The sequence below is a fragment of the Thermodesulfovibrio sp. Kuro-1 genome (genome assembly GCF_006538445.1).
Taxonomy (GTDB): Bacteria; Nitrospirota; Thermodesulfovibrionia; order Thermodesulfovibrionales; family Thermodesulfovibrionaceae; genus Thermodesulfovibrio; species Thermodesulfovibrio yellowstonii.
The window spans coordinates 387928-410080 of the sequence record NZ_BJKS01000001.1 but is presented as its reverse complement, the minus strand read 5'-3'; the positions used below and the strand labels follow the sequence as shown (position 1 = coordinate 410080).

The 22153-nt window shown below is 33.9% G+C and carries 22 protein-coding genes; all 22 read left to right on the top strand.

Translation table 11 applies throughout. The annotated features are described in order from the left end of the window. The first annotated feature begins 11 nt into the window (after positions 1 to 11). Complete coding sequence (locus FLY87_RS02145) at positions 12 to 572, top strand: hypothetical protein (RefSeq protein WP_141266195.1); 561 nt, start codon at positions 12 to 14, stop codon at positions 570 to 572. A gap of 2 nt (positions 573 to 574) precedes the next feature. Then, positions 575 to 2566, top strand: a complete 1992-nt coding sequence (locus FLY87_RS02140) for a tetratricopeptide repeat protein (RefSeq protein WP_141266194.1) — start codon at positions 575 to 577, stop codon at positions 2564 to 2566. A gap of 9 nt (positions 2567 to 2575) precedes the next feature. Beyond that, positions 2576 to 3604 (top strand): DUF2330 domain-containing protein, encoded by a 1029-nt coding sequence (locus FLY87_RS02135; RefSeq protein WP_141266193.1) that lies wholly within the window; start codon positions 2576 to 2578, stop codon positions 3602 to 3604. A gap of 10 nt (positions 3605 to 3614) precedes the next feature. Continuing rightward, positions 3615 to 5570: a PDZ domain-containing protein gene (locus FLY87_RS02130; protein ID WP_141266192.1), complete on the top strand. Its 1956-nt coding sequence runs from the start codon at positions 3615 to 3617 to the stop codon at positions 5568 to 5570. A 49-nt stretch (positions 5571 to 5619) separates the two neighbouring features. Next, entirely contained in the window at positions 5620 to 5946 is a 327-nt protein-coding gene (locus FLY87_RS02125; RefSeq protein ID WP_012545589.1) for a hypothetical protein, read from the top strand. Between the two features lie 65 nt (positions 5947 to 6011). Then, a complete protein-coding gene (locus FLY87_RS02120) occupies positions 6012 to 6863 on the top strand; it encodes a DUF4384 domain-containing protein (protein WP_141266191.1) in 852 nt (283 codons plus the stop codon). 45 nt (positions 6864 to 6908) lie between these two features. After that, entirely contained in the window at positions 6909 to 7508 is a 600-nt protein-coding gene (locus tag FLY87_RS02115) for a hypothetical protein (RefSeq protein ID WP_141266190.1), read from the top strand. Positions 7509 to 7523: 15 nt separating this feature from the next. Continuing rightward, positions 7524 to 8498, top strand: coding sequence for a caspase family protein (locus FLY87_RS02110; RefSeq protein ID WP_012545144.1), 975 nt, complete (start codon positions 7524 to 7526; stop codon positions 8496 to 8498). A gap of 117 nt (positions 8499 to 8615) precedes the next feature. Then, positions 8616 to 9581, top strand: a complete 966-nt coding sequence (locus FLY87_RS02100; protein WP_181405957.1) for a hypothetical protein — start codon at positions 8616 to 8618, stop codon at positions 9579 to 9581. 18 nt (positions 9582 to 9599) lie between these two features. Further along, entirely contained in the window at positions 9600 to 10061 is a 462-nt protein-coding gene (locus tag FLY87_RS02095) for a hypothetical protein (RefSeq protein WP_012546827.1), read from the top strand. A gap of 162 nt (positions 10062 to 10223) precedes the next feature. Beyond that, complete coding sequence (locus FLY87_RS02090; protein WP_141266189.1) at positions 10224 to 12500, top strand: GNA1162 family protein; 2277 nt, start codon at positions 10224 to 10226, stop codon at positions 12498 to 12500. Positions 12501 to 12513: 13 nt separating this feature from the next. After that, positions 12514 to 12840 (top strand): DUF4282 domain-containing protein, encoded by a 327-nt coding sequence (locus FLY87_RS02085; RefSeq protein WP_012546872.1) that lies wholly within the window; start codon positions 12514 to 12516, stop codon positions 12838 to 12840. A gap of 1 nt (position 12841) precedes the next feature. Beyond that, positions 12842 to 13120 carry a hypothetical protein gene (locus tag FLY87_RS02080; RefSeq protein WP_012545522.1) on the top strand — a complete coding sequence of 93 codons (279 nt, stop codon included), beginning with the start codon at positions 12842 to 12844 and terminating at the stop codon, positions 13118 to 13120. A gap of 8 nt (positions 13121 to 13128) precedes the next feature. Then, entirely contained in the window at positions 13129 to 13971 is an 843-nt protein-coding gene (locus FLY87_RS02075) for a DUF4384 domain-containing protein (RefSeq protein ID WP_012546601.1), read from the top strand. Positions 13972 to 14061: 90 nt separating this feature from the next. Beyond that, positions 14062 to 14304 (top strand): conotoxin, encoded by a 243-nt coding sequence (locus tag FLY87_RS02070; RefSeq protein WP_012545183.1) that lies wholly within the window; start codon positions 14062 to 14064, stop codon positions 14302 to 14304. A gap of 44 nt (positions 14305 to 14348) precedes the next feature. Continuing rightward, positions 14349 to 15992 (top strand): transglutaminase family protein, encoded by a 1644-nt coding sequence (locus tag FLY87_RS02065; RefSeq protein WP_141266188.1) that lies wholly within the window; start codon positions 14349 to 14351, stop codon positions 15990 to 15992. Continuing rightward, the gene (locus FLY87_RS02060; protein WP_012545061.1) at positions 15992 to 16663 is read left to right on the top strand and encodes an ABC transporter permease; all 672 of its coding nucleotides are present in this window, start codon (positions 15992 to 15994) and stop codon (positions 16661 to 16663) included. The genes FLY87_RS02065 and FLY87_RS02060 overlap by 1 nt, the downstream gene beginning before the upstream one ends. Then, positions 16660 to 17289 carry an ATP-binding cassette domain-containing protein gene (locus FLY87_RS02055; RefSeq protein ID WP_012546346.1) on the top strand — a complete coding sequence of 210 codons (630 nt, stop codon included), beginning with the start codon at positions 16660 to 16662 and terminating at the stop codon, positions 17287 to 17289. Before FLY87_RS02060 ends, FLY87_RS02055 begins: the two co-directional genes overlap by 4 nt. Further along, positions 17276 to 18166, top strand: coding sequence for an MlaD family protein (locus FLY87_RS02050; RefSeq protein WP_012546869.1), 891 nt, complete (start codon positions 17276 to 17278; stop codon positions 18164 to 18166). The genes FLY87_RS02055 and FLY87_RS02050 overlap by 14 nt, the downstream gene beginning before the upstream one ends. Further along, positions 18156 to 19019 carry a lipopolysaccharide assembly protein LapB gene (locus tag FLY87_RS02045; RefSeq protein WP_141266187.1) on the top strand — a complete coding sequence of 288 codons (864 nt, stop codon included), beginning with the start codon at positions 18156 to 18158 and terminating at the stop codon, positions 19017 to 19019. The genes FLY87_RS02050 and FLY87_RS02045 overlap by 11 nt, the downstream gene beginning before the upstream one ends. 15 nt (positions 19020 to 19034) lie before the next feature. Continuing rightward, positions 19035 to 20078 (top strand): FecR domain-containing protein, encoded by a 1044-nt coding sequence (locus FLY87_RS02040; RefSeq protein ID WP_141266186.1) that lies wholly within the window; start codon positions 19035 to 19037, stop codon positions 20076 to 20078. Then, the gene (locus FLY87_RS02035; protein WP_028842356.1) at positions 20068 to 22149 is read left to right on the top strand and encodes a CHASE2 domain-containing protein; all 2082 of its coding nucleotides are present in this window, start codon (positions 20068 to 20070) and stop codon (positions 22147 to 22149) included. The genes FLY87_RS02040 and FLY87_RS02035 overlap by 11 nt, the downstream gene beginning before the upstream one ends. The last annotated feature ends 4 nt before the right edge of the window (positions 22150 to 22153 follow it).

Sequence of the window (22153 nt, the reverse complement as noted above, 5' to 3'; positions counted from 1 at the left end):
AAGGATATTTTATGACTAAAAAATTTTTGATCCCTCTTTTTATTCTGTTTTTACTTCAATCCTGTTCATGGATAACGGATTTTTATGTGTTAAACAGCTCAAAAAGTCCAATAGTAATTACATTTAAACAACCTAAATCTCCTGAAACAACTCCTTATCTTGAAAAATTAAAAGCAAAAAGTTTAGAACTTTATCAGAAAATGAAACCCACACCATGTCCACTGGAAAAGGACATAAAAAATGGAAAATACTCTGAAATATGCGATGAGGATTTTAAAAATTGTAGGACATCAAACCCAACAGAATATAAATTTGATAGAGAAGAATGCTCATTGGAACTTACCTTAGAGAGTAATCAAGCAGTTAAATTATTTAGCATTTGTTGTTCCTATACAGGTGTTATAGATGAAAAAGAAGACATCAAAAACATCAGCCAATCTGCTGAAGGAGATACCATAAGTCTTACAATCAAATCCTTTGCCAGTACAACTCAATATAAAGGCATAGAGTTGATGAGGGCTTTTGAAAAACAAAAAAAGACAAGATATGTTTTGAAATATAAGGAGGAGTAAACATGTTTAAAAGAAACATTATTAATTTTATATTTTTGATTTTGTTGTTTCTAATTAAAAACTCATTTGCCTATGAGCCTGTTGTAATAATTGCTGATGGTGAGTATGTAATGGGTGCTGGTGAGAGTATGGAAATATCTGAAGAGAAGGCAAAAAGAATAGCAGTTCAAAAGGCAGCGGAACAGGCTGGTGCATATGTGAAAAGCTATACAAAGGTGAAAAATCTTGCTCTTGAAAGTGATGTTATTGAGGTTATCGCAAATCACGCAATGAAAATTGAAGTTTTAGACAGAAAGAAAACAGTTGTTGGTGATGTTGATGCAATAAAGTTTTATGTAAAAATTAAAGCTACCATGTCACAGGAAGATATAGAGGCAAATCTTAAAAAGGTAAGGCAAGACCAAAGCATTGTGGAAGAATACAATAGGCTTAAAGCCGATTTTGACAAGCAAAACAGGGAAATGGAAAAGCTGAAAAGACAGCTTGAGCTTGCTACAGGTGGAGATAAACAAAAAATCGCAAAACTGATTTCGGAGGAAGAAAAGAAATACAAAGCAAATCTCTGGCTTGAGAGAGCACAGCAAAAGGATATTATTGAAACAGAAGAAGCTATTAAAGCTTATAAAAAAGCATTAGAGCTTAATCCTGATATTCCACAGGCTTACTTTGGTTTAGCAAAAACTCTTTATAAAACCAACGTTCTTAAGTATGGGTTGCTGGAAGATGATACTCAAAAGGAAAAACTTCTTAGAGCATTAAAAGATGCTCTTGAGAATATCAATAGAGCAATATCCCTTGATGAAAACTATGCAGATGCTTATGCTTTAAGGGCGGAAATACTGAGCTATCTTGGAAACTTGGAAGATATAGCTGAAAAAAAGGATTATAATGACAAAATCTTGAAAGATATAAACAGAGCTCTGGCATTAAATGCGTCCAATAAAGCTGAGTTATATTATCTGCGTGCTTCCATGTATCTGGATGAGCTTCAAAATGCTGAATTAGAACAGGCAAAAGCAGATCAATTTGACTACAGAGTAATTGAGGAATATTTCAATAAAGCCTTGAATGAAATTGACAATGCAGGCTCTCTTTGTAAGGAGGAAAAGTGTTTGGCTGAACATTACAGACGAAAGGCATATGCTTACATCTTCATAATAAATTACTATTTACGTAGAGAAGATATAGCTAAGACAAAAGAATTTACTTCAATGAGAGAAAAACTTTTACAGAAAGCTGATGAAATAGAAAAGCGGAAAATGCAACAGGAAGAGAAATTTGATAAAGAAGTCCAGGAACAAATAAAAGATTTATACCAGACTGAATTCGGCAAAATAGTCTATGAACTTGAAAAAGGATGGAAAGAGAAAGTAACAGGTATTTCTTTGAAAGATTTAGAAGAAAAAAGTAGAGAGGAGCAACAGAAAATATTTAATCAAATGGAGACTACAATCAGACAAAAAATTTCTTCAGGTAAGGCATCTGCTGAAGAATACATTTTAATGTCTTATTTTGAGGAAAATCCACAAACAAAAAAAGCTTACTTTGACAGAGGTATAGCTTTATATGAAAAGAGAAATTCTCAGGGAGTAGATGCTATTTTATTGGTTCAGTTTTATCTTGATGGAACAATTATGCAAAATGATGATGTGAAATTAAACTATTTAAACAAGGCAAAAGCGGTTGTTGACAGAAATTTTGCTCAGGCACAGAAGGTATTGAGCATGGATGAATTCAGGTTGCTAATTTCTGAAATGGAAAAAGCAAAAAGTGATATTGAAGGGTTCAACGTTATGAAAAAACTTGCTAAACTTAATAGACAGCAGGCTGAAGCCTTCTACTGGCTTCAATTTGCATTGATGATTTCACATCAAAAAGCAGAGATATATGAAAAACTTGATTTACCTTTGAAAGCACTTGAAGAATACCTTTATCTCTGCAATACCTTTAAAATTGATGAGGCATGCAAAAATGTAGAAAGATTGAAAAAATAGGAGTCAACAATGAAAAAAATATTATTTGCCATATATTTGCTTATATTATTCTGCCCAGCTATTTTGATGGCAGATAAAGGACTTTTCTGGTGGACTATGGATGCTGAGCTTACTCAGGACTCCCAGAAGGCAATAATACTTCACAACTTTAAGGAAGAAGTCTTAATTTTGGGGACAGAGCTCAAAGCAAACAAGGACACAGGAGTTTTGGAATTCATTCCTTTCCCCTCAGAACCAGAAGTGAGCCTTGCTAAGGGAAATCCCTTTGAGGAGATAAATAAACTTCTTCAGAAGAAGAGAATAGAGTTTGCAGTGTTCACAAAGGGAAGCTCTTCAGCAGAGCCCGTAGAGATAAGACTGAGTCAGAAAATAGGGCTTCACGATGTAACGGTGATAAAGATAAATGATATTAATGGCTTTAATAAATGGGTAATTGATTTTCTTGATAAAAAAGGAATCAAAAAGATTGAACTTAAAGCACTAAAGAATTTTTCCGATGTTGCAGAAGACTATATTAAAAGAGGAATTCAGTATTTTGTATTTGACTATGTGGAGGTAAAGAATGCCCCAAGATTCATTGAGCCTCTTATTTACAGATTTAAGACAGACAAGCTTTACTATCCCTTGAAAACATCAAACATAATAGGTGGAGTAGGTAGTGTTGAGCTCGTGCTTATACTTCCGGGAACTCTTGGAATAAATAAAGATGAAATGATGGAAATACTAAAAATTTTTCCTTACTACTTCAGACCTGAATTAAGCAGTTCTTCAAAGGTTTATCTAAGAGAGTTAAAGCCAATATACGAAAAGGCTGAGGAGATTTTTAATGAAAAAAGTAAGATTTATCTTCAGATGCTTCGTTATCGTGGAAAATATGAGTTTAAGGATGACCTCAATCTTGATATATCAAAGATTGCACCATATGCAAGGAAGATAGAACGGTTCTACTATGGATATGAGCCACATTTTCTTGATGAGTTCACTCTTGATGAACTCAGTGATTATTTTGAGGCTCATCCTGAGTTAAAGAAGAAATAGAGGTAGGTTTATGAAAAAATTTTTTATCTCAGTTATGCTTTTATGCTTAGTAGAATTTGCCTATGCTCAGTCTGAAATTGAAAAATACAGATGCATTGAAGTAAGAACAGACCTTGTGGATGATAAAATTCAATACAGCATTAAAAGAGAAAATTCTGTAGAGTTTATCCTGAAAAACTGCCTTCCTGAAAGTTTAAAAATTCATGTAGGAGACAAAAAATTCACCTATGAAAAATCAAAGATACTTGTTGAAGATGGAAGGATAGAGAAAAATGACCTCTTTGCATTTGAATGTTATCAACCTTTTTTTGAGGAAGATTTATACCACTATCGTATTACAAACCAAGCTGAGTATATTAAATATCTCAATAGCAGAAACTACAGATTCCATCTTGGGAAAATCACTCCTCTTATTACTCCTGATTATTCTCTATATCCCACACTTAAACAAACTGCTGAAAAAGTTAATCTTGAGACACCACACAGGACATTTGTCATCTTAAATCGTTCTGGAGGGGCTTCCCATGAGTTTTTCTGTTACATTGATGAAAGCCAAACAAAAAAGCCCTTACAGGATAAATGTCTGTATACTTTTGAGCAGGTTCTTGATATTCATATGAAAAATAATGATGCCGTAGCAATCAAAGCTCTTGCTGAGAAATACCTTAAAAGACTTGATTATGAAAAAGCAGAAAAGGCATACAAAAAATTGATGGAGCTGTCTAACAATGAAGATTATGAAGGGCTTTTATCTTTCTATATCACTACAAACCAATACAGAAAGGCAGAAGAAATACTTCTTAAAAAAATAGATGAATCGCCTTATGATGCCCGTTTATATATATCACTGGCAAACCTTTACTTACATAAGAGCGAATATGACAGGGCAAAATTATTTATTACCAAAGCTTTAAAGCTGAGATTTGAAGAAGGAGAATACAAAGCCTATGGAATTCTCGGTGAGGTATATATTGCTGAGAGGAACTTTAAGGGGGCTATTTTATCTTTTAAAAAGGCTTCAGAACTTTTCAAAAAAGAATGTGAGCAGCAGAAATTATTGATGGATTTCTTTAAAAAAGATACTGAAATAGTTGATTGTGAACTTCAAGCTTTACCCTATGAGTTAAAGACAATATACAGTCTAACTGAACTTGAAGATTTCATAGAAGCTGAAAAGATGGCAAAAGAAATTCTATCTAAAAAACAAGACAATCCTTACATATTCGGACATCTTTCTTTTATATATGCTGGTACGGGAGATTTTGACAAAGCAATTGATGCATCTGATAAAGCCATCTCATTACTTAAAAGAAAAGGAATAGGTGCAAATATTGTAATGGGCGAGATTTATCCTGTAGTTGTCTCTGTTGACAGAAATACTCCTTCGGAGAAAACAGGTTTAAAAAGAGGAGACAGGATAATAAACATTGGAGATAGAGATTTAAGGCTTTACAGAGAGAGCAAAGATATCATACAGATGCTGGTTGATTATATAAGTAGTAACGATACAGTGAAACTAACGATACATCGTGATAATTCCACTGATTTAAAAAAAATAGAGCTAAAACCTGAAGAATTTTTAAAACCAGAAGCCTCACAGGCTTTAGCATTTAAGGCAATAATTTTGAGAGTGAAAGGGAATTACCCTGAATTTGAAAATCTTACCACAAAAGCCTACGAATTAAATCCCGAGGATAAATTAGCAGAGATTGCAATGGCACTTTTAAAAACAGATACAGGAAGCATCAAAGAAGCATTAGAACTTTTAGAAAAGGCTGGTAAGGATGTTCATGGTAGTCTTATCCTGCTCATAAGACCACTTGTTTATGCAAAAGCTGGACAGATGAACAAGGCAAAGGAGCTTTATAGAGAAATCCCTGAGGAACTTCTGAAGACGAAAAATACACTTTATAGAGTGCTTTTAGATGAAATAAAAAGAGCATTGCATGATAAACAGTTGAATTAAAAACCCTGTCTGTGTTTATATCGCATACAGGGAGCAATGTGGAGGGACAATGAGTAAGTTTATGAAGATAATATTTTTCATTCTTATAGGTATAATACTCTGGATTGTGTTAGCATCTGTTGACGCAGGAGCAATAGGTATAGGAATAATTCTTTCTGTTTTTGCCTTCATTGATGTAGTTACAGGGAAATTCAAAGAAAATGAAAAGGTAATCTGGATAGTTATTATTCTTGCTGCCATAATGATAGGAATGATAGGGATATTGGTAAAAAAACTTTCTGACTCCAGTGCTTCTTTAGAGTTTCTATTTGGCTTGATCCCGATTATTCTATCTTTATCTTATTTTATAGTTGGCAGAAGGAGGAGATTAAAATAATTTTAAAGGTAGGCTTAAATCAGAAAAAAGTCTTGAATTTTTTAAAAATCAGGTATAATTCCATTATGAAACAGTTTTCTTTTAAAAATTTCCTTTTGCTAACATCCTCGCTTTTTCTCTTTGCCTGCGTAGCTTTATTTTTAATGTCCTTCTCTTATGCTTCAGAAAAATCTGTCTGGATTGAGGCAACGGGTGAAGCATATATGAGTGAAATAGATACTCCGAAAGAGGCTATAGCAAGAGCAAAGGCAGATGCACAAAGAAAAGCAATTGAACAGGCAGTTGGTGTATTCTTAAAGTCCCATACTATAGTTTCAAACAGCCAGCTTGCAGAAGACCTTATTTATGCCTCTGTGAGGGGAAAAATCAATAAAGTTGAAATCATAAAAGAAGGCTGGGATGAGAAGGATAGAAACCTTTATAAAGTGAGCCTTAGAGCATTTGTTGAGCCTATATATCCTGAAAAGGAACATGGATTATCTGTTAAACTTTCTCTTTCAAAAGCGGATTTAAAAGAAGGCGATGAAGTGAAAATATTCTATCAGGCAAACAAAGACTGTTATGTATATATATTTTCAATTGCTGCTGATGGTTCTGTAACATTGCTACTACCTAATTCAATTATGAAAGACAATTTTATCAGAGGGCAAGAGATTTATAGTTTCCCGAGTGAATCAATAAAACTTAGGGCAATGTTATTGCCTGATTTTAACGGTAATGTTGCAGAAGAAAGCATCAAGATTATAGCTACAAAGAAAAAGGAAAACCTTATTTCTCTTGGTTTTCAAGAAGGCATGTTTCAGGTTTACGATGCAAAATCCACAGGAATGATAAGCGATCTTATAAGAAGACTCAATCAGCTTGAACCAGATGAATGGACAGAAGCAACAGTGGTTTATAGAATAAAGAAAAAATAACATGTAAATAGCTTGAATTTGGATTATTAAAGTGGAGGTATGTTTATGTTAAAAACAATAGCTATTATTTTAACAGGAGCTATTTTATTTGCAGGCTGTGCTTTTGTTGATCAGAGAGTTGATTTGACTTATGAAAGAACTGTTAATGCAAAAGGTGGAACAGGGGAAGTATATATTGCAAAACCTAAAGATAACACAGGTCTTAGCAAGAAACCTTCTGGAGAAATAATTATCGGGACAGTGAAAAATACCTATGGTATGAAAACAGCAGATGTTATAACAAGTAATGATATAGGTGACTGGATAGTAAAAGCTCTTATACAAGAACTTTCTTTTGCTGGATATACAGTTATGCCTGTTATAGAATTACCTGACGATGTCCCCAAGGGTATTGATTTAACTCTTTTGAGAGTATTTGTTGATCAAGATGTAGGATTCTGGACTGTTGGTGCAATTAGTGATATTCAATTCACAGTAGAAATATGGAAAAATGGCGTTAAAGTAAAAATAATCAATGTTATGGCAAAAGGTGATGAAAGGTCTGTAATGGGTTCAGCAGAAACAAAAGGGATTTCTTTAAAAAAAGCATTGCAATCTGCTATGCAACAGGCTATACCAGAGATAATCAAAACTCTGGAATATTAAAGAGGAGTGATATAAATGTTTAGTAGATTCAGAATATTTATTTTCATTTTTTCTTATGCTTTTGTGTTTGCTGGATGCAGCATGTATGAATTTAAAGATCCTACTGGTGCTCAATTACAAGTTCAGTATGTTTCCCCAGAAGATAAAGGTAAGAAGATTATGTCACAGCCTCAAAAGGAGACTGATAAGAAAATAACATATAAATCACAGATAAAGCCTGCTACTTCAGAAATAGAACCTGTGCCAGAGTTTAAAGTAAAATCAAGACCAAATGATATTGCTGTTATAGTTGGTATTGAAGAATATCAAGATTTGCCAAAATCGGATTTTTCAAGTAGCGATGCAAAACTTATAAGAAACTATCTTAAAGCTTTGGGTTTTCAAGAAAGAAATATAGAGGTTCTTATAAATGAAAAGGCAACAAAATCAGGTATTGAAAAAGCTATAGAAGCATGGCTTCCAAATCATGTAAAAGCTGACAGTAAAGTTTTCATTTATTACTCAGGACATGGTGCACCTGAGCCAAAAACAGGAGATGCCTATATAGTGCCTTATGATGGAGACCCTAATTATCTTGATGTAACAGGGTATTCATTAAAAAGACTTTATGAGAAACTTGCTAAATTAAGGGCTACAGAGGTGATTGTGGTTCTTGACTCGTGTTTTTCAGGGATAGGCGGTAGAAGCGTGCTTGCAAAAGGTGCACGACCTCTTGTGATCATGTCAGATATGCCTATGATATCAAAAAATATGGTTGTTATTTCAGCCTCTCAAGGCAATCAAATAAGCACATCTTCTCCAGAGTTAGGACACGGGATATTCACATACTATTTTCTGAAAGCATTGAAAGAAGGCAAAAAAGCTATAGTGGACATCTATCAATATATAAAGCCTCTGGTAGAGGACGAAGCTAAACGTTTAAATATAAATCAAAGTCCGAATATTACTCCAGATATTGAAAAGTTAAAAGGCAAATTTTACTTAAGATGATTGATTAAAGAGTTAAAACATAGATGATTTTAAGGATAGGGAATTTTAATTTTCTTACAATTATCAGTGATTCACTATATTGTAAGAAGCCTCAAAAATTTATAAAAGGAGAAAGAAATGGAAATCTTCCTAAGTTTGAAGAGAATCTGCATCAAAAGTTATTTCTTTATGTTATTTTTACTGTTACTTTATCCTCAAAACAGTATGGCAGTTAAACCTCTTAGTGGTGGAGAACTTGAAAGTGCTTGTAGAGCATATGCAGCAAAAGCAGCTCAAAATACTCAGCAATGGATTGCCAACAATTGCAGACAAAAGTTAAATATGACTTCCCAGTTACTTGAGTATGATTATAACAGGCATTATAACCGCTGTAAAGAAACTCTTGGAACTTCTATTAATAATGATCTTCAACATCAGGAAAATTTGCTAAAAAAATGTATGGGAGTTTCACCACCTCCTCAAAAGCCTCCACAAGATTCAACTGGAACTCCAACTGATAAGAAACCTGAGATAACAAAAAAGGAATTAATAAATAACACTCAACTAAAGGCTCTTTCAGGATGGACTATACATGAATGGTATAAACCTTCTAATGGTAAAGGTGAGGTTATATCAGAACCAGATGGTATAAGATTTAGAAGCACATCAGGAAATCACAGGATAGGAATCATGCAGAAATTAAATGTCAGTGTCTCCACATGTAAATCTCTTATTCTCACCGCTACTGTAAAGGCAGACTATCAGACGCTTACAGGAACAGGATGGCAAGGAAGAGAAGCACCTGTTGCAGTTTTTATGGCGTACACAGATGCCAATGGAGTTGTGCACAATTTTTTAAGTGAAAATCCGAATGATACAGCAAGAAGAATGTTCTGGCATGGGTTTTATTATGCTGATCCTGTATCTCCAAGCATCACTGCATACGGAACAAAAGTTCCAAAAGGACAGTGGTATACCTATACATTTGATTTGATGACTCTTTATCCGAAACCTGTTTATATAGACTTTGTAGGAGCTGAAGGTGCTGGGTGGGCAACAAGAGATGGGAAAATCAGGTTTCTTAGCATTCAGTGTATGCAATAATAAAAAAAGGAGAAAAAAATGAAACACAAAGGCTTAATTTTAATCTTGATTGGATTTTTTATCTTAACAGGAAGTTTTTCATTAATGGCACAGGATTCCTCAGATGTTGGTTTGCCAGCTTTCAAGCCAATATCAAGCAAAACCATGACTCTAAAATACGGATTCAAAGGAGCATCAGTATATGATAATGCATTAAAAAAATGGCAATTTTACAAAATGACCACCATAACCCGTCACAAAGTTGAAGGATATGTTAACCAGATTAATGACAATTTTGCCCTTGCAGCTGGGCTTCATGAGGTTGCTGTATACGATTTTTCAAAACATCAATGGTTTGTTTATAAAAAGGGTGGAGCAGATGACAGCACAGGTATGTTGAACAAAAACTTTGAAATGACCAAAGATTACGTAAAAGTTAAAGTGCTCAACGGTCCATTTATAAAGTATACAACCGTAACAGGATGGGTTGAGACAAAATAATTCCATTCACAAAAGTTTTGCGAGAAGGTGACGATACATTACCATTCATGTAAATTTCAATCGGGCTGAACAAATCAGCCCGATTTTTTAAAAAATGTGAAAATTACCTTGAAATCATTTAAGTAAAACATTATAATTTGAAAAAAGCCTAAGGAGTAAATTATGAAGAAGTCTTTCTTCCTTTTGGCAATTCTCCTGTTTATTGCTTCCTGTGCCACCTTGCCCGAAATTAAAAAAGAAACCCCTGAGTCAAAAATCTCTGATGAAGAGCTTCCAAAGACTGTTGCAATTCTTCCCTTTGAAAACAAAACAGAAGAGATGGGGATTGCAAATCAGGTAAGAAAAGCTTTTTACAATCACTTTAGCTCAAAACCTTACAGAGACATTGAACTCGCTGTGGTTGATGAAAAAATAATTCAGCTTGAAAAAAGCTCAGGTAAAAGCATTCTTGAAATTCCACCAAAAGATATATGCGAAGCCTTAGGATGTGATGGATTGATTTATGGAAAAGTTATAGATTATAAAAAAATCTATGCAGTTGCTTACTCTCAGCTTGGAATTGAAGCTGAAGTGTGGATGATAAACACAAAAACAGGGAAAGAAGTCTTCAGGCTAAAGGATTCAGTAAGATATCATGAAGGTGGAGTGCCTCTTTCTCCTTTGAGTGCAGTCATGACAGCAATATCTACTGTAATGAACATACGAGACATTCAGCAGGTAAGAATGCTCAATGAACTCTGTTACAAATTCAATGAAAAAATCCCATCTCCTGAAGGACTTATTGAACAAAGACCCGTAATTAAAGAGGTTCTCACAAATGCGAAAGATTCACCTTTTGGTAAAGGCAAGGTAATACAGGTCGGAGCAGAAGGTGACAGAGGAATGGTTGCCACCTTTGATATTGGTAATTTTAAGAAAGGCGTCCCAATGAAAGAAACACAGCCCGGAATCTATATTGGTGAGTATATAGTCATGCCCGGAGATAATGTAAAAGAAGCACCGATAATTGTATCTTTAAGAAAACTTGGAGGTTATGACACTCAATGGATTGATGTAAGCGGATTTGTAACGATTGATACTACTCCGCCGCCTCAGGTAACAGGATTAAGAACAAAGGGTTTTCATGACAGGATTGAGATAAGCTGGCAGGCTCTGAAAAATGTTTCTGATCTTAAAGGATACAGAGTTTTAAGAAGTGAACAGCCTTTAAGTGGATTTAAAGAGATTACAACAACAGAGTTTAATTTCGTTGAAGATAAAACCGTAGAGTATGGAAAGGTTTATTACTACAGAGTTGTTGCCTATGATACTGCTGGTAATGAGTCAGAGATACAGGATGCAAAAAAAGCATTTCTTACTGCAAAAGAGCCTCAGATAATTTCAGGAAGTATTGAAAAAGATACAGTTCTTTCAGGCAACTATATTGTAAAAAATAGCCTGTGGATTCCTAAGGGATTAACTCTTACAATTGAGCCTGAGACAAGATTAATGTTTGATGAAAATGCTCAACTTAAAGTGGAAGGGAAAATTGTCATAAATGCAAAGGATTTTCCTGTTGAATTTGTCCCCGTTGGTAATAAAAAGTGGAAGGGAATCGTGTTAGAAGGCGGATATATAGAAATGAACGGATTTAGAATTAAAAATGCTGAAACAGGGATAAGTTTGAATTCTTCAGGAGGCGTTATTGAAAATGGAATAATTTCTGATAATGACAAAGGAATTTCAGTATTAGGAATACCGTCACCTTCCATTAAAAATTTAACAATTTCAGGAAATAAAACAGGGATTGAACTTGTCAAAACAAATTCAATAATTTATCTTAACAGTCTGTTCCAGAATGAAACAGGCATTAAAATTATTGGATTTTCAGGTGAGATAAGAGATAATAACATCTACGATAATAGTCTTAATATTTATTCAGAAACATTTTTAAAGATTGCTCCAAATTACTTTGGTTCAATAAATAGCGATGAAATGAGGCTTAGGAACATTCAAATAAGCAGTGTTTATGATGCCAAACTACCTGAAGGAAAACTTGTAAATCCGATTACAAATCCCTATGCAAAACTTTCTCAGGAAGAAAGGCAGAGAAAAGCAACAGAGTTTGTAATTGAGGCAGGAGAATACTTTAGGCAGAGAAACTATGGTAAGGCAGTAACACTTTTTGAGGAAGCTCTGAAAGCTCAACCTACTCCAGAGATTTATTATTATCTTGCCATCTGCTATCAGGAAATGAAGGAAGAAGAAAAAACATTGAAATATCTTAGAGAGGGGGTGGAAAAATTTCCAAAAGATTCAACTTTGCAGAAGTCATTGGGTTTGATTTACTATCAAGCTGGCAGGGAAGAGGAAGCAAAAAAAGTTTTTGAAGAAGTTTTAAGGCTAAACCCTGAGGACAGGCAGGTTAGGTTTTTAATGGAAAGATTGATAAATAAATAAAAAAGGAGGATTTATGGAGACAGAAAAAGGCTTTTTTGCACAGCTTTTTGATTTATCATTTAAAAGTTTTATCACTGTAAAAATAATCAAACTTCTCTATATTCTTGCAATCATCGGTTCAGGACTTATTGGTTTAATGCTTTTAATAGGTGGTGTAAGCACTATGAAATATTCACCTGGTGCAGGGTTTCTGCAGATAGTTTTAGCGCCATTGATTGCTCTTCTGGGTATAATATGGTCAAGAGTTTTTCTTGAATTAACAGTTGTTTTATTTAAGATAGAGGAGAATACTGCTAAAATTAGTGAAATTAAAGAAAAAGAAACAAAAATAGGAGATTAAGATGAAAAGGTTAGTATTATCAATTTTTTTAATCGGGCTTGTATTTGCTTTTGCTTCTTCAAGCTTATCATTAACTAAACCCACTGAGTCATCAGGTTCATGCAATATTAGTTCAGAAAATATTCTACTTGCAGCTTCAGCAAACTGCGCACCTTGGAATCTTCAGCCAAATGGATGTTATGAGAGAGTTTGCTGTTGTGACAAAAATGGACAGCACTGGTGTGAAAGATGCTGCCCTGACAAAAGTGGTAAATGTGTAGCATACAAAGTTAAGTGTTAAAGATGTTCATGAAAAAAATTTTTTATATTGCATTATTAATTTTAATTTTAGCTTCTACTGTCTATGCATCCCAGTCTGCAATCACAGAATCAGAAGGTTATGCTTGCATGGGTGAAGACAGGACAAAAAGGCAGACTGAAGAGACAGCACTTCAGGATGCTAAAAGAAAGGCAATTGAGCAGGTATCAACTTATATTCAGGCAGAAACTCAGGTTAAAGATTTTGAACTTCAAAAAGACATAGTAAATGCCTATGCAAATGCAAAGGTAAGAATTATTGAGCAGAAAGGTATATGGGACAGTGAACCCCCAAAGGTTGGTGATTGTTATAAAGTAAAGATTAAGGCAGAGGTAATTCCTGATGAGACTGCTATGAAAAAGATATCAGGGGCAGTTTCTCTTGATGACCCTTCAGCACCCCTTAAGGTTCAAATATGGACAGAAAAAAGGGAGTATAAGGCGGGAGAGAAGATAAAGGTTTTTCTAAGAGGAAATAAGCCCTTTTATGCAAGGATTGTTTACAGGCAGGCAGATGGAAGTCTTGTCCAGATTCTTCCCAATCCTTACAGAAAAGATAACTACTTTCAGGGAGGAGTCATCTATGAAATACCTTCAGGTCCTGACAGATTTGAGCTTGAAGTAACACCACCATTTGGTGAAGAGAATGTTATTGTTTATGCAAGCACAGGTGAGCTTGGCAGTGTTGAGCTTGAGGAAGCAGGAGGGGTTTACAAGATAAAGACGAGGCTTGAAGAAGTAGAGAATAAAACAAGAGGTGTTCAGATTGTTCAGAAAGGACAGAGTAAGGCATCAGAGTTTTATGAGACAATGCTTAAAGTGGAAACAAAATAATGTGAAAATTACCTTGAAAACTTTTCTCACTATATATACAATTTAGTGGAGCTCCTTGAGGAGCTTATATAACTCTAAGGAGGTTTTAAAATGAGAAAAAAACTATATCTCATTATTGTCCTGCTTTTTGCATTTTTGGTTGTTGGTTTTGCAGTGGCTCAGAATAAGGATAATTCTACCGCTTTTCAAAAAGTTGACTACTGCCTTGCAATGAATGTTGATGGAAAAATGGAGAACATGATTTCTGCAAAACCCTGCACACCCTCTGGATGGTGGTGCACATCCAGCGGCCAGTGCTGTAGCGGAAGATGCACAAATAATGTATGTGATTAACTAAAAAAGGGCAGGCTCAGTCCTGCCCTTAAAATTGAAATTCAATGAAAAAACTAAAGATTTTGATATATTTAATAATAATTTTTTGCTCTCTTTTAACCGCCTATACTGCTTTTCCCAAAACTCTTATTCTGGAAGGCAGTCTTTACAGTAAGATAAAAGTGACCCAGCAAATGGATTTTGCTGTGCCTCAGTCCCTTGAAACTTTAAGTTTTAGATTCGCTCTTCCGAAGGATTTTTCAAATAAGTTCGTCTCACAGAAAATCTATAATCTTGATATAAAAATTGAACCAAAACCAGAGCAATTTCAAAAAGTAACTGATATTTATGGAAATCATTGGGCAGTTGCAAGCTGGAAAAATCTCACAAAATCGGTAAAAGTGACTGTTACCTTTGAAGCCTCTGTTGGTTCAGAATTAAGAGCAGAAACTTCTACTTCAGAGTTCCCATTAAAAAACATTCCTGAATCTGAAAAATTTTTTCTTAAATCAACAGAACTTGTTCAATCAGAGCATCCTGATATTATAAAGCTTGCCAGAGAACTTACAAAAAATTCTCAGACAGAGTATGAAGCGGTTACGAGAATTCTTAACTGGGTTGTTGACAATGTAAAATACACATACAATCCACCACAGTTTGATGCTTTGTGGACACTTAAAACAGGGAAAGGCAACTGTCAGAACTTTGCTCACATTGCAATCGCACTTCTTAGAGCTTCTGGAATTCCTGCAAGAGTTGTGGGGGGGATAACCCTTAAAGAACAATGGAAGATTCCTCTTGGTAAAAGTTTCCTTGTGCAGAGCATGGGACAAGGAGGACATGCCTGGATAGAGATTTATTTTCCCGATCTTGGATGGTTGAGCTATGATCCTCAGCAGTCAAAGCAGTTTACCTCAACAAGACATATAAAGCAAACCCATGCTCTTGAGTCAGATGAAGTTAATGACACATGGAGGGCTTATCCATATCTGCCTCCATTCAGTGAAACAATTAATGCAAAGTTTATTTCTGACAGTATTCATATATCACCAAAAGCATCTGAAGCCGCACCGAAATCATATCTTTTAAGTAATAAATTAGTTATTAAAAAGGAGATGGTTGAAAAACCTCCTATGCCTGAAAAACCTCTTCCACCACCTGCTCCTTCTTTGCCAAAAGAGAAAGTTTTTGAGTTTGGTAATATGGATTTCCCTAATCTTGTTGAACTTTATCAGGTCTCTGGTGATAGAGCGACAAAAATTCTGGATAAAGAAACCGCAGAGTATGTTACTTCAAGATATATCTATGCTCAAGCATTCAGAATTGATGAATTCTTGGAGATTGAGAAAATATCTCTTGCAATGAGAAAATTTGGTGGGGATGGCACTATTTATATTGATTTGATTTATGATGAAGAAGGGAAACCAGGATTTAAAGGATTCAGATCAAATCCTGTATTTCTTGAAAATATTCAGAGAAAACCAGGTTATTACTGGGTTGACTTTACATTTCCTGATAAAATAAAGATAAACAAAGGAAGATACTGGATTGTTCTCAGATATTCAGGAGATGTAATAATGAACTGGTTTTATATCCCGGGTAATCCTTATGGAGATGTTGACGATACTCGCTCAACTCTTAAAGGTTATAAATGGGAAGATATACTTAATTATGATTTTGTATTCAAAATAAAAGCAAAAAGAAACTAATGTCACCTGTTACAGAAGTTTTTTTAAGACAAATTTACTTTACAGGAATTCAGGCAGTTCCTGCAGTAACAATTTCAGGATTACTTATAGGTTTAATAATAGTTCTTCAGACGGCTTCAATAGCTGGAACAGGCTCAAGTAATATGATTGGTAAAATACTTTTATGGCTGGTTTTAAAAGAAATCGGGCCATTTTTTACAGGACTCATAATTCTTACAAGGAGTGGTTCAGCAATTGCAACAGAACTTGCAACAATGAAACTGGGCAGAGAGATTGAGTATCTTGAGGCGATGGGAATAAAACCTGAAGTTTATTTAATAAAACCACGGCTTTATGGAGTTGTTTGTTCTGCTGTTATTCTGTCTATATATTTTCAGCTTACAGCCATGTTTGGAGGTGTTTTTTTGGCAACCTTAATGAGCGGAATACCTTTTTCAGATTATGCGAACGCAATTGTTTTTCATCTTTCTATTAAAGAAATTGTAATATCTTTTTTAAAATCACTGATTTTTGGCTTTTTAATCTCTTTAATCTGTATATGGCAGGGTCTTTCTGTTATGAAAAGTCCTACGGAGATACCTCAGAGAGCAACAAAAGCTGTCACAGGAAGTCTTTTTTCATTGTTTCTAATTGATGTTATAATTGATGTTATTGCGAAAATTATTGAATGATAAAAGTTATCGGCTTAACTGGTGAATTTATTAATAAACAGATGAACTTTGAAGTTGAAAAAGGTTCAAAAACTGTTTTTATCTTTGAAAAAGATGAACAGGGAAGTGAATTTTTAAAAATAGTTACAGGCATAAAAAGCCCTAATAGAGGAGAAGTAATTTTAATGGGACGAAGACTTAATGAGCTTACAAGAGACGAGCTTTTTGAACTAAGAAAAAAAATCAGTATAGTTTTTAAAACAGGAGGTCTTATAAGTAATTTAAAGACATGGGAAAATCTTATGCTTCCTGCTCTTTATCATAAAATTGCTGATGAGGAAAGTATTACTAAAAGGGGAGTTGAAATTCTAAAAGAACTTGCATTTAAAAGAGAACCAATGTGCAGTATATCCCAACTTACAAAGTTTGAAAAAAGGCTTATCGGGATTGCAAGAGCTTTTTTAATGATGCCTGAGATTATTATTTTTGAGTATCCATTTGATGGGCTTGAAGAATCAGAAAAAAAATGGCTTACTGAAAAGATAGAAAAGTTAAGAGATAAAGCTACTATTCTATATATTCTTGGTTCAGAAAAAGAAGGCTTATTAATTGAGAAAGCAAATATAATTAAAAATGCAGAAAATTAAAGAAACAGATCCGAGATTTGTTTTCCTTAAAGGAAAAATTTTTCTATTTATTGCAATAGCTCTTATTGGAATCATCATTCTTCTTTTTTTTATTGGGAAACAGAGAGGAATGTTTATAAAAACAGAAGATTTTTATTTCATAACAACAAAAGCTACAGGACTTTACAATGGAATGCCTGTTAAGGTTTCAGGTTTTAAGATAGGGAGGCTTAAAAATATGAACTTACAGGATGACGGCACTGTGAAAATTATTCTTTCCATAGAGCAGTCTCATGCAAAATGGTTTAGAGAAGGTTCTGTAGCAGTGCTTACAAAGGAAGGTTTTATAGGTGAGTCTTATATTGAGATATTACCTGGCAAAGGACAACCTCTTAAATCTGGAGAAGCAATAAAGTTTTTTAGACAAGCAGGAATTGAGGAAATAGCAGCAGAGCTGAAAGGAGAGATTTCAGAAATTCTCAAAGGAATAAAAGAGACAATAAATTACGTCAATGAACCACAAGGCAGTGTTAAGAAAAGTCTTGAAAATATTGAAAAAATCTCCAAAAATTTAATAAATACAACTGAAGAACTTAATGCACTTCTTAAAGAGCTTAACAGCAAAACTCCGCAGATAACTCAAAAAACAGAAAAAACTATTGAAGAACTCACAGAACTTATCAAATCTTTACAAAAACTCTCAAAAGAGCTAAATGAAACAGCAACTACAATTAAATCAGCGACAAAAAAGGACATACCAGTTATTATTGAGCAAACAAAAAAAAGTATGCAGGATGCTGATGAGATACTTCAGAGTATAAAAGGACTTTGGCCCATAAGAGAAGGGATTAAAAAACAAGAAATCAAGCCTTTAGAGTCCGATAGTTATGAACCATAAAAAAAGATTACACAAACCAAGACCTGTATCAATTTTGATTAGTCTTATTGCAATCGTCTGTTTAACTCTGATGCATGGATGTTACAAACCTCCTCTGGAACAGCCATATAGAATAAATGAACTTAACAATTTGATTTTACAGGCAAATAAAGCCTTTGAAAAAGGACAATCTGAAAGAGCAGAAAGTTTATATCATGAAGCTCTTAAAAAATCTCGTATAATTCAGGATGATAATGCGACTGTGATAGTTTTAATAAGTCTCTCAAGGCTTTATACCTCAACTGGGCAGATAGAAGAAGCCAAAAAACTTATTGATTCAGCAACTGAGCTTTCTAATAGAGCATTTTTACCTGAAGATACTCTTGAAGAGCTAAATTTTGAGAAAGCAAGAATAGGTTTTCTGCTGAATGAAAATGTTGAACAACTATTGAGAAAACTAAGCTTTTCTAATTTCACCAATATTAGAATAAAATCATTAAATCTTATTGCAAGACTTAAAATCAAACAGCATGAATATGAGGAGGCAGAAAAATTACTCAATCAAGCTCTGATAATAAATCAGAAAACAAATAGAATTGAAGAAGCTAATTCATTAAGACTTCTTGGGCATGTTTATTTAGATAAAAATAACGCATTGGCAGGGCAATATTTCCTGAAAGCACTTGAAATTGATAAAGAACTGGCAATACCAGAAAAAATAGCTCTTGATATGGAGACTCTTGGCATATTCTATAAAAATATGGGTGAAAAACAAAAAGCAAAAGAGTATTTTATAAGAGCACTTGAAATATGGAAAGGGCTTGGCAAAAAAGAGTTTGAAATAAAAGCTGTAAAAGAGATTGAAAGCCTTTAAACATCGGAGGTATTTATGAAAATAGTAGTTCTTATTGGTCTATTCATATTATATTTATCATCACTTGCCTATGGAGCAATTGGAGAGATTGAAAAAATTGATGGAACGGTTCTTTACAGAGAGCAAGCAGGTATCCCCTATAAAAAAGCTAAGGCAGGACTTACAATAAACACTGGCTACTGGATAAAAACAGAGCCAAAAAGCTGGACAATTATTAAACTAATTGATGGAAGCAAATTTACTCTTTCTGATAACACAGAACTTGAAATTTCAGAATATTTGCTTGATAAAGGGAAGAAAAATGGAGTTTTTTATGTAGCGCAGGGGAAAATCAGAGCAACTGTGGTAAAAATTACAGGACAGACTACTAACTATAAAGTTAAAACTCCTACAGCAGTAGCAGGTATAAAAGGAACTGAATTTTTAATGCTTGCTAAGGGACAGGCAAATGTATTTTTTGGTAATGAAAATACAGTTTACATAACTGGACATGATACGCCAGAAAAAATCCTTATTCCTGATACCATGATTCAGAATACAAGAGGATTAACACCTGCAGAACCTGTTAAAGTAGAGCATGGTAGTCTTCTTGAGGACGCAAAAAAAGGACTCTCCATGCTTACAGCAGCAGTTCCACCTAAGGAATGGGAAATATCAGGTGCTCTGCCAAATATAATAGCAAGGTGGGATATAAATTACGGGCATTATCTTGCTGACAGCGGCAAATATGAAGAAGCTCTTTATATATTTCAGATAGCTCTTGACCTTAGTGATAAACCAGAGATAAGAGCTGATGCAAGGCTTGAAAGAGGCACTGTATATTCAAGATTTCTTAGAAATCCTGAGGCTGCATTAGCTGAGTATTTGCTTATTCTTGAAGAATATCCTGAGATTCCGCAGAAAGAAACATCGCTTTATCTTACAGGAATGACACTTTATGAACTTGGATTAAAAAAACAGGCAAAACAAAGACTTTATCAATACAAAAAAACTTATCCCGAAGGAAAGTATATAACGAATGTTGAAACAATTATCAGACTTTTAGAGAATGAAAAGTAAGTTATTTATATTTTTCTGTATAGGATTTTGTTCTATACTGGTTGTTATTATTAGTTATTTTTGTAAAATAGACTTTTTAAACTCCATAGATTTGAAACTTAAGGATGTAAAATTTAGATTACGAGGAGATATTGAGCCTGATAAAAGAATAGTAATTGTTGCAATAGATTCAAAAAGTATAGACAGACTTGGAAGATGGCCCTGGGATAGAAAAATTATAGCTAAGCTTATTGAAAATCTTAAAGAAGTCAGAGTCATTGCTCTTGATATTGTTTTTTCAGAACCTTCAAATGCTTATTCTGATAAGCTTCTTTCATATGCTGTAAATAAAAACAATGTAGTTGCAGGTTACTATTTTAGAGATGAGGAAACTAAAATTCATCCTCAATCCTACTTAAATCTCATGCACTCAAAAATAAAAATAGTTAAGATATTAGAAGATGTAAAAATTTTACCAGTAAAAGAATTCCCTTATGCTGAACTTAATATCCCATTAATAAAAGCTCAAGCAGGATTTTTCAATATATTTCCTGATGATGATGGAGTTTACAGAAAAATAAATCTGCTTGTTCTTTATAATGGAGAACTCTATCCACATTTATCACTTAAAACATTAGAAAAATTCAAAAATAGTCCTTTGATTGTCGGAATTACTAATTATGGAATAAAAGGTTTGTGGGTAGGTAATGAACTTATACCTGTTGATGAATCAGGGAGACTGACAATCAATTACTATGGTAAAGGTGGTTCATTTCAAACTGTATCAGCTGTTGATATCATAAATGGTAATCTAAAATTGTCATCGGATAATATTGTTTTTATAGGTGCAACCGAGATGGGAATATCTGATATTCGCAATACACCATTTGATCCAGTGATGCCGGGAGTTGAAATATCAGCTACGGTATTATCTAATATTCTCAAACAACAATATTTGATTCACAATGCATGGGTAACACTGCTTGATATTGCATTTATAGCTATCCCTGTTTTATTGCTTTGTTTGTTTCTTACAAAGGCTTCCAAAACTTTAATTTCCTTGTTTATTTTTTCTGGAATTACTTTCTTAACCTATCTAAGTAATTTCTTTATTTTTAAAGCCTATTTTCTTGATCTTTCAATTATTTATCCCTTCATATCCCTTTCTATATGCTATTTAGCATCAGAGGCATACAGGAATTTAATTATTGAGAAAAAAAGCAAATTTATAAAAAAAGCCTTTTCAAGCTACATTGCACCAGAACTTGTAGAAATCATAATTAAAAATCCTGATAAATTAAGGCTTGGAGGCGAAAAAAGAATAATTACAGTAATTTTTTCTGATATAAGAAATTTCACAACCATTTCTGAATCCCTTAATCCTGAGCAGCTTGTTACATTACTTAATAATTATCTTGACCCTATGACAAAAATAGTGCTTAAACATAAAGGAATGCTTGACAAGTACATTGGAGATGCCATAATGGCAGTTTATAATGCACCTGTTGATTTAAAAGAACATGCCAGAGAAGCTGTATTAACAGCCCTTGAAATGCTTAAGGAGCTTAAATCATTGAATGAAAAGTTTGCAATGATGAAATTTCCTCAAATAGGCATTGGTATAGGAATAAATACAGGTGAGGCAATTACAGGAAACATGGGGACAGAAAAAAGATTTGACTATACTGCAATTGGAGACACAGTAAATTTAGCATCAAGACTTGAAGGATTGAATAAGTTTTATGGGACAAAAATAATAATAAGCGAAAGCACCTTTAATGGTATTGTTAATAAAGAACAAATCTTTATAAGAGAGCTTGATTTAATAAGAGTTAAAGGGAAAAAAGAACCTGTAAAAATCTATGAAGTTATGGAAGAAGATTCTCCTTTAATTTCTGTTGTAAAAGATTTTGAGAAAGCATTACATCTGTATAGAAACTGCATGTTCAAAGAAGCCTTAAAAATATTTACCTATATTCATGAAGAATTCAGTGATCAAGTCTCTTCAATTTATGAAGAAAGATGTAAAGATTATATTTTAAATCCTCCGCCTTCAGATTGGGACAGAGTCTATACTGCCCGAGAGAAGTAATCTG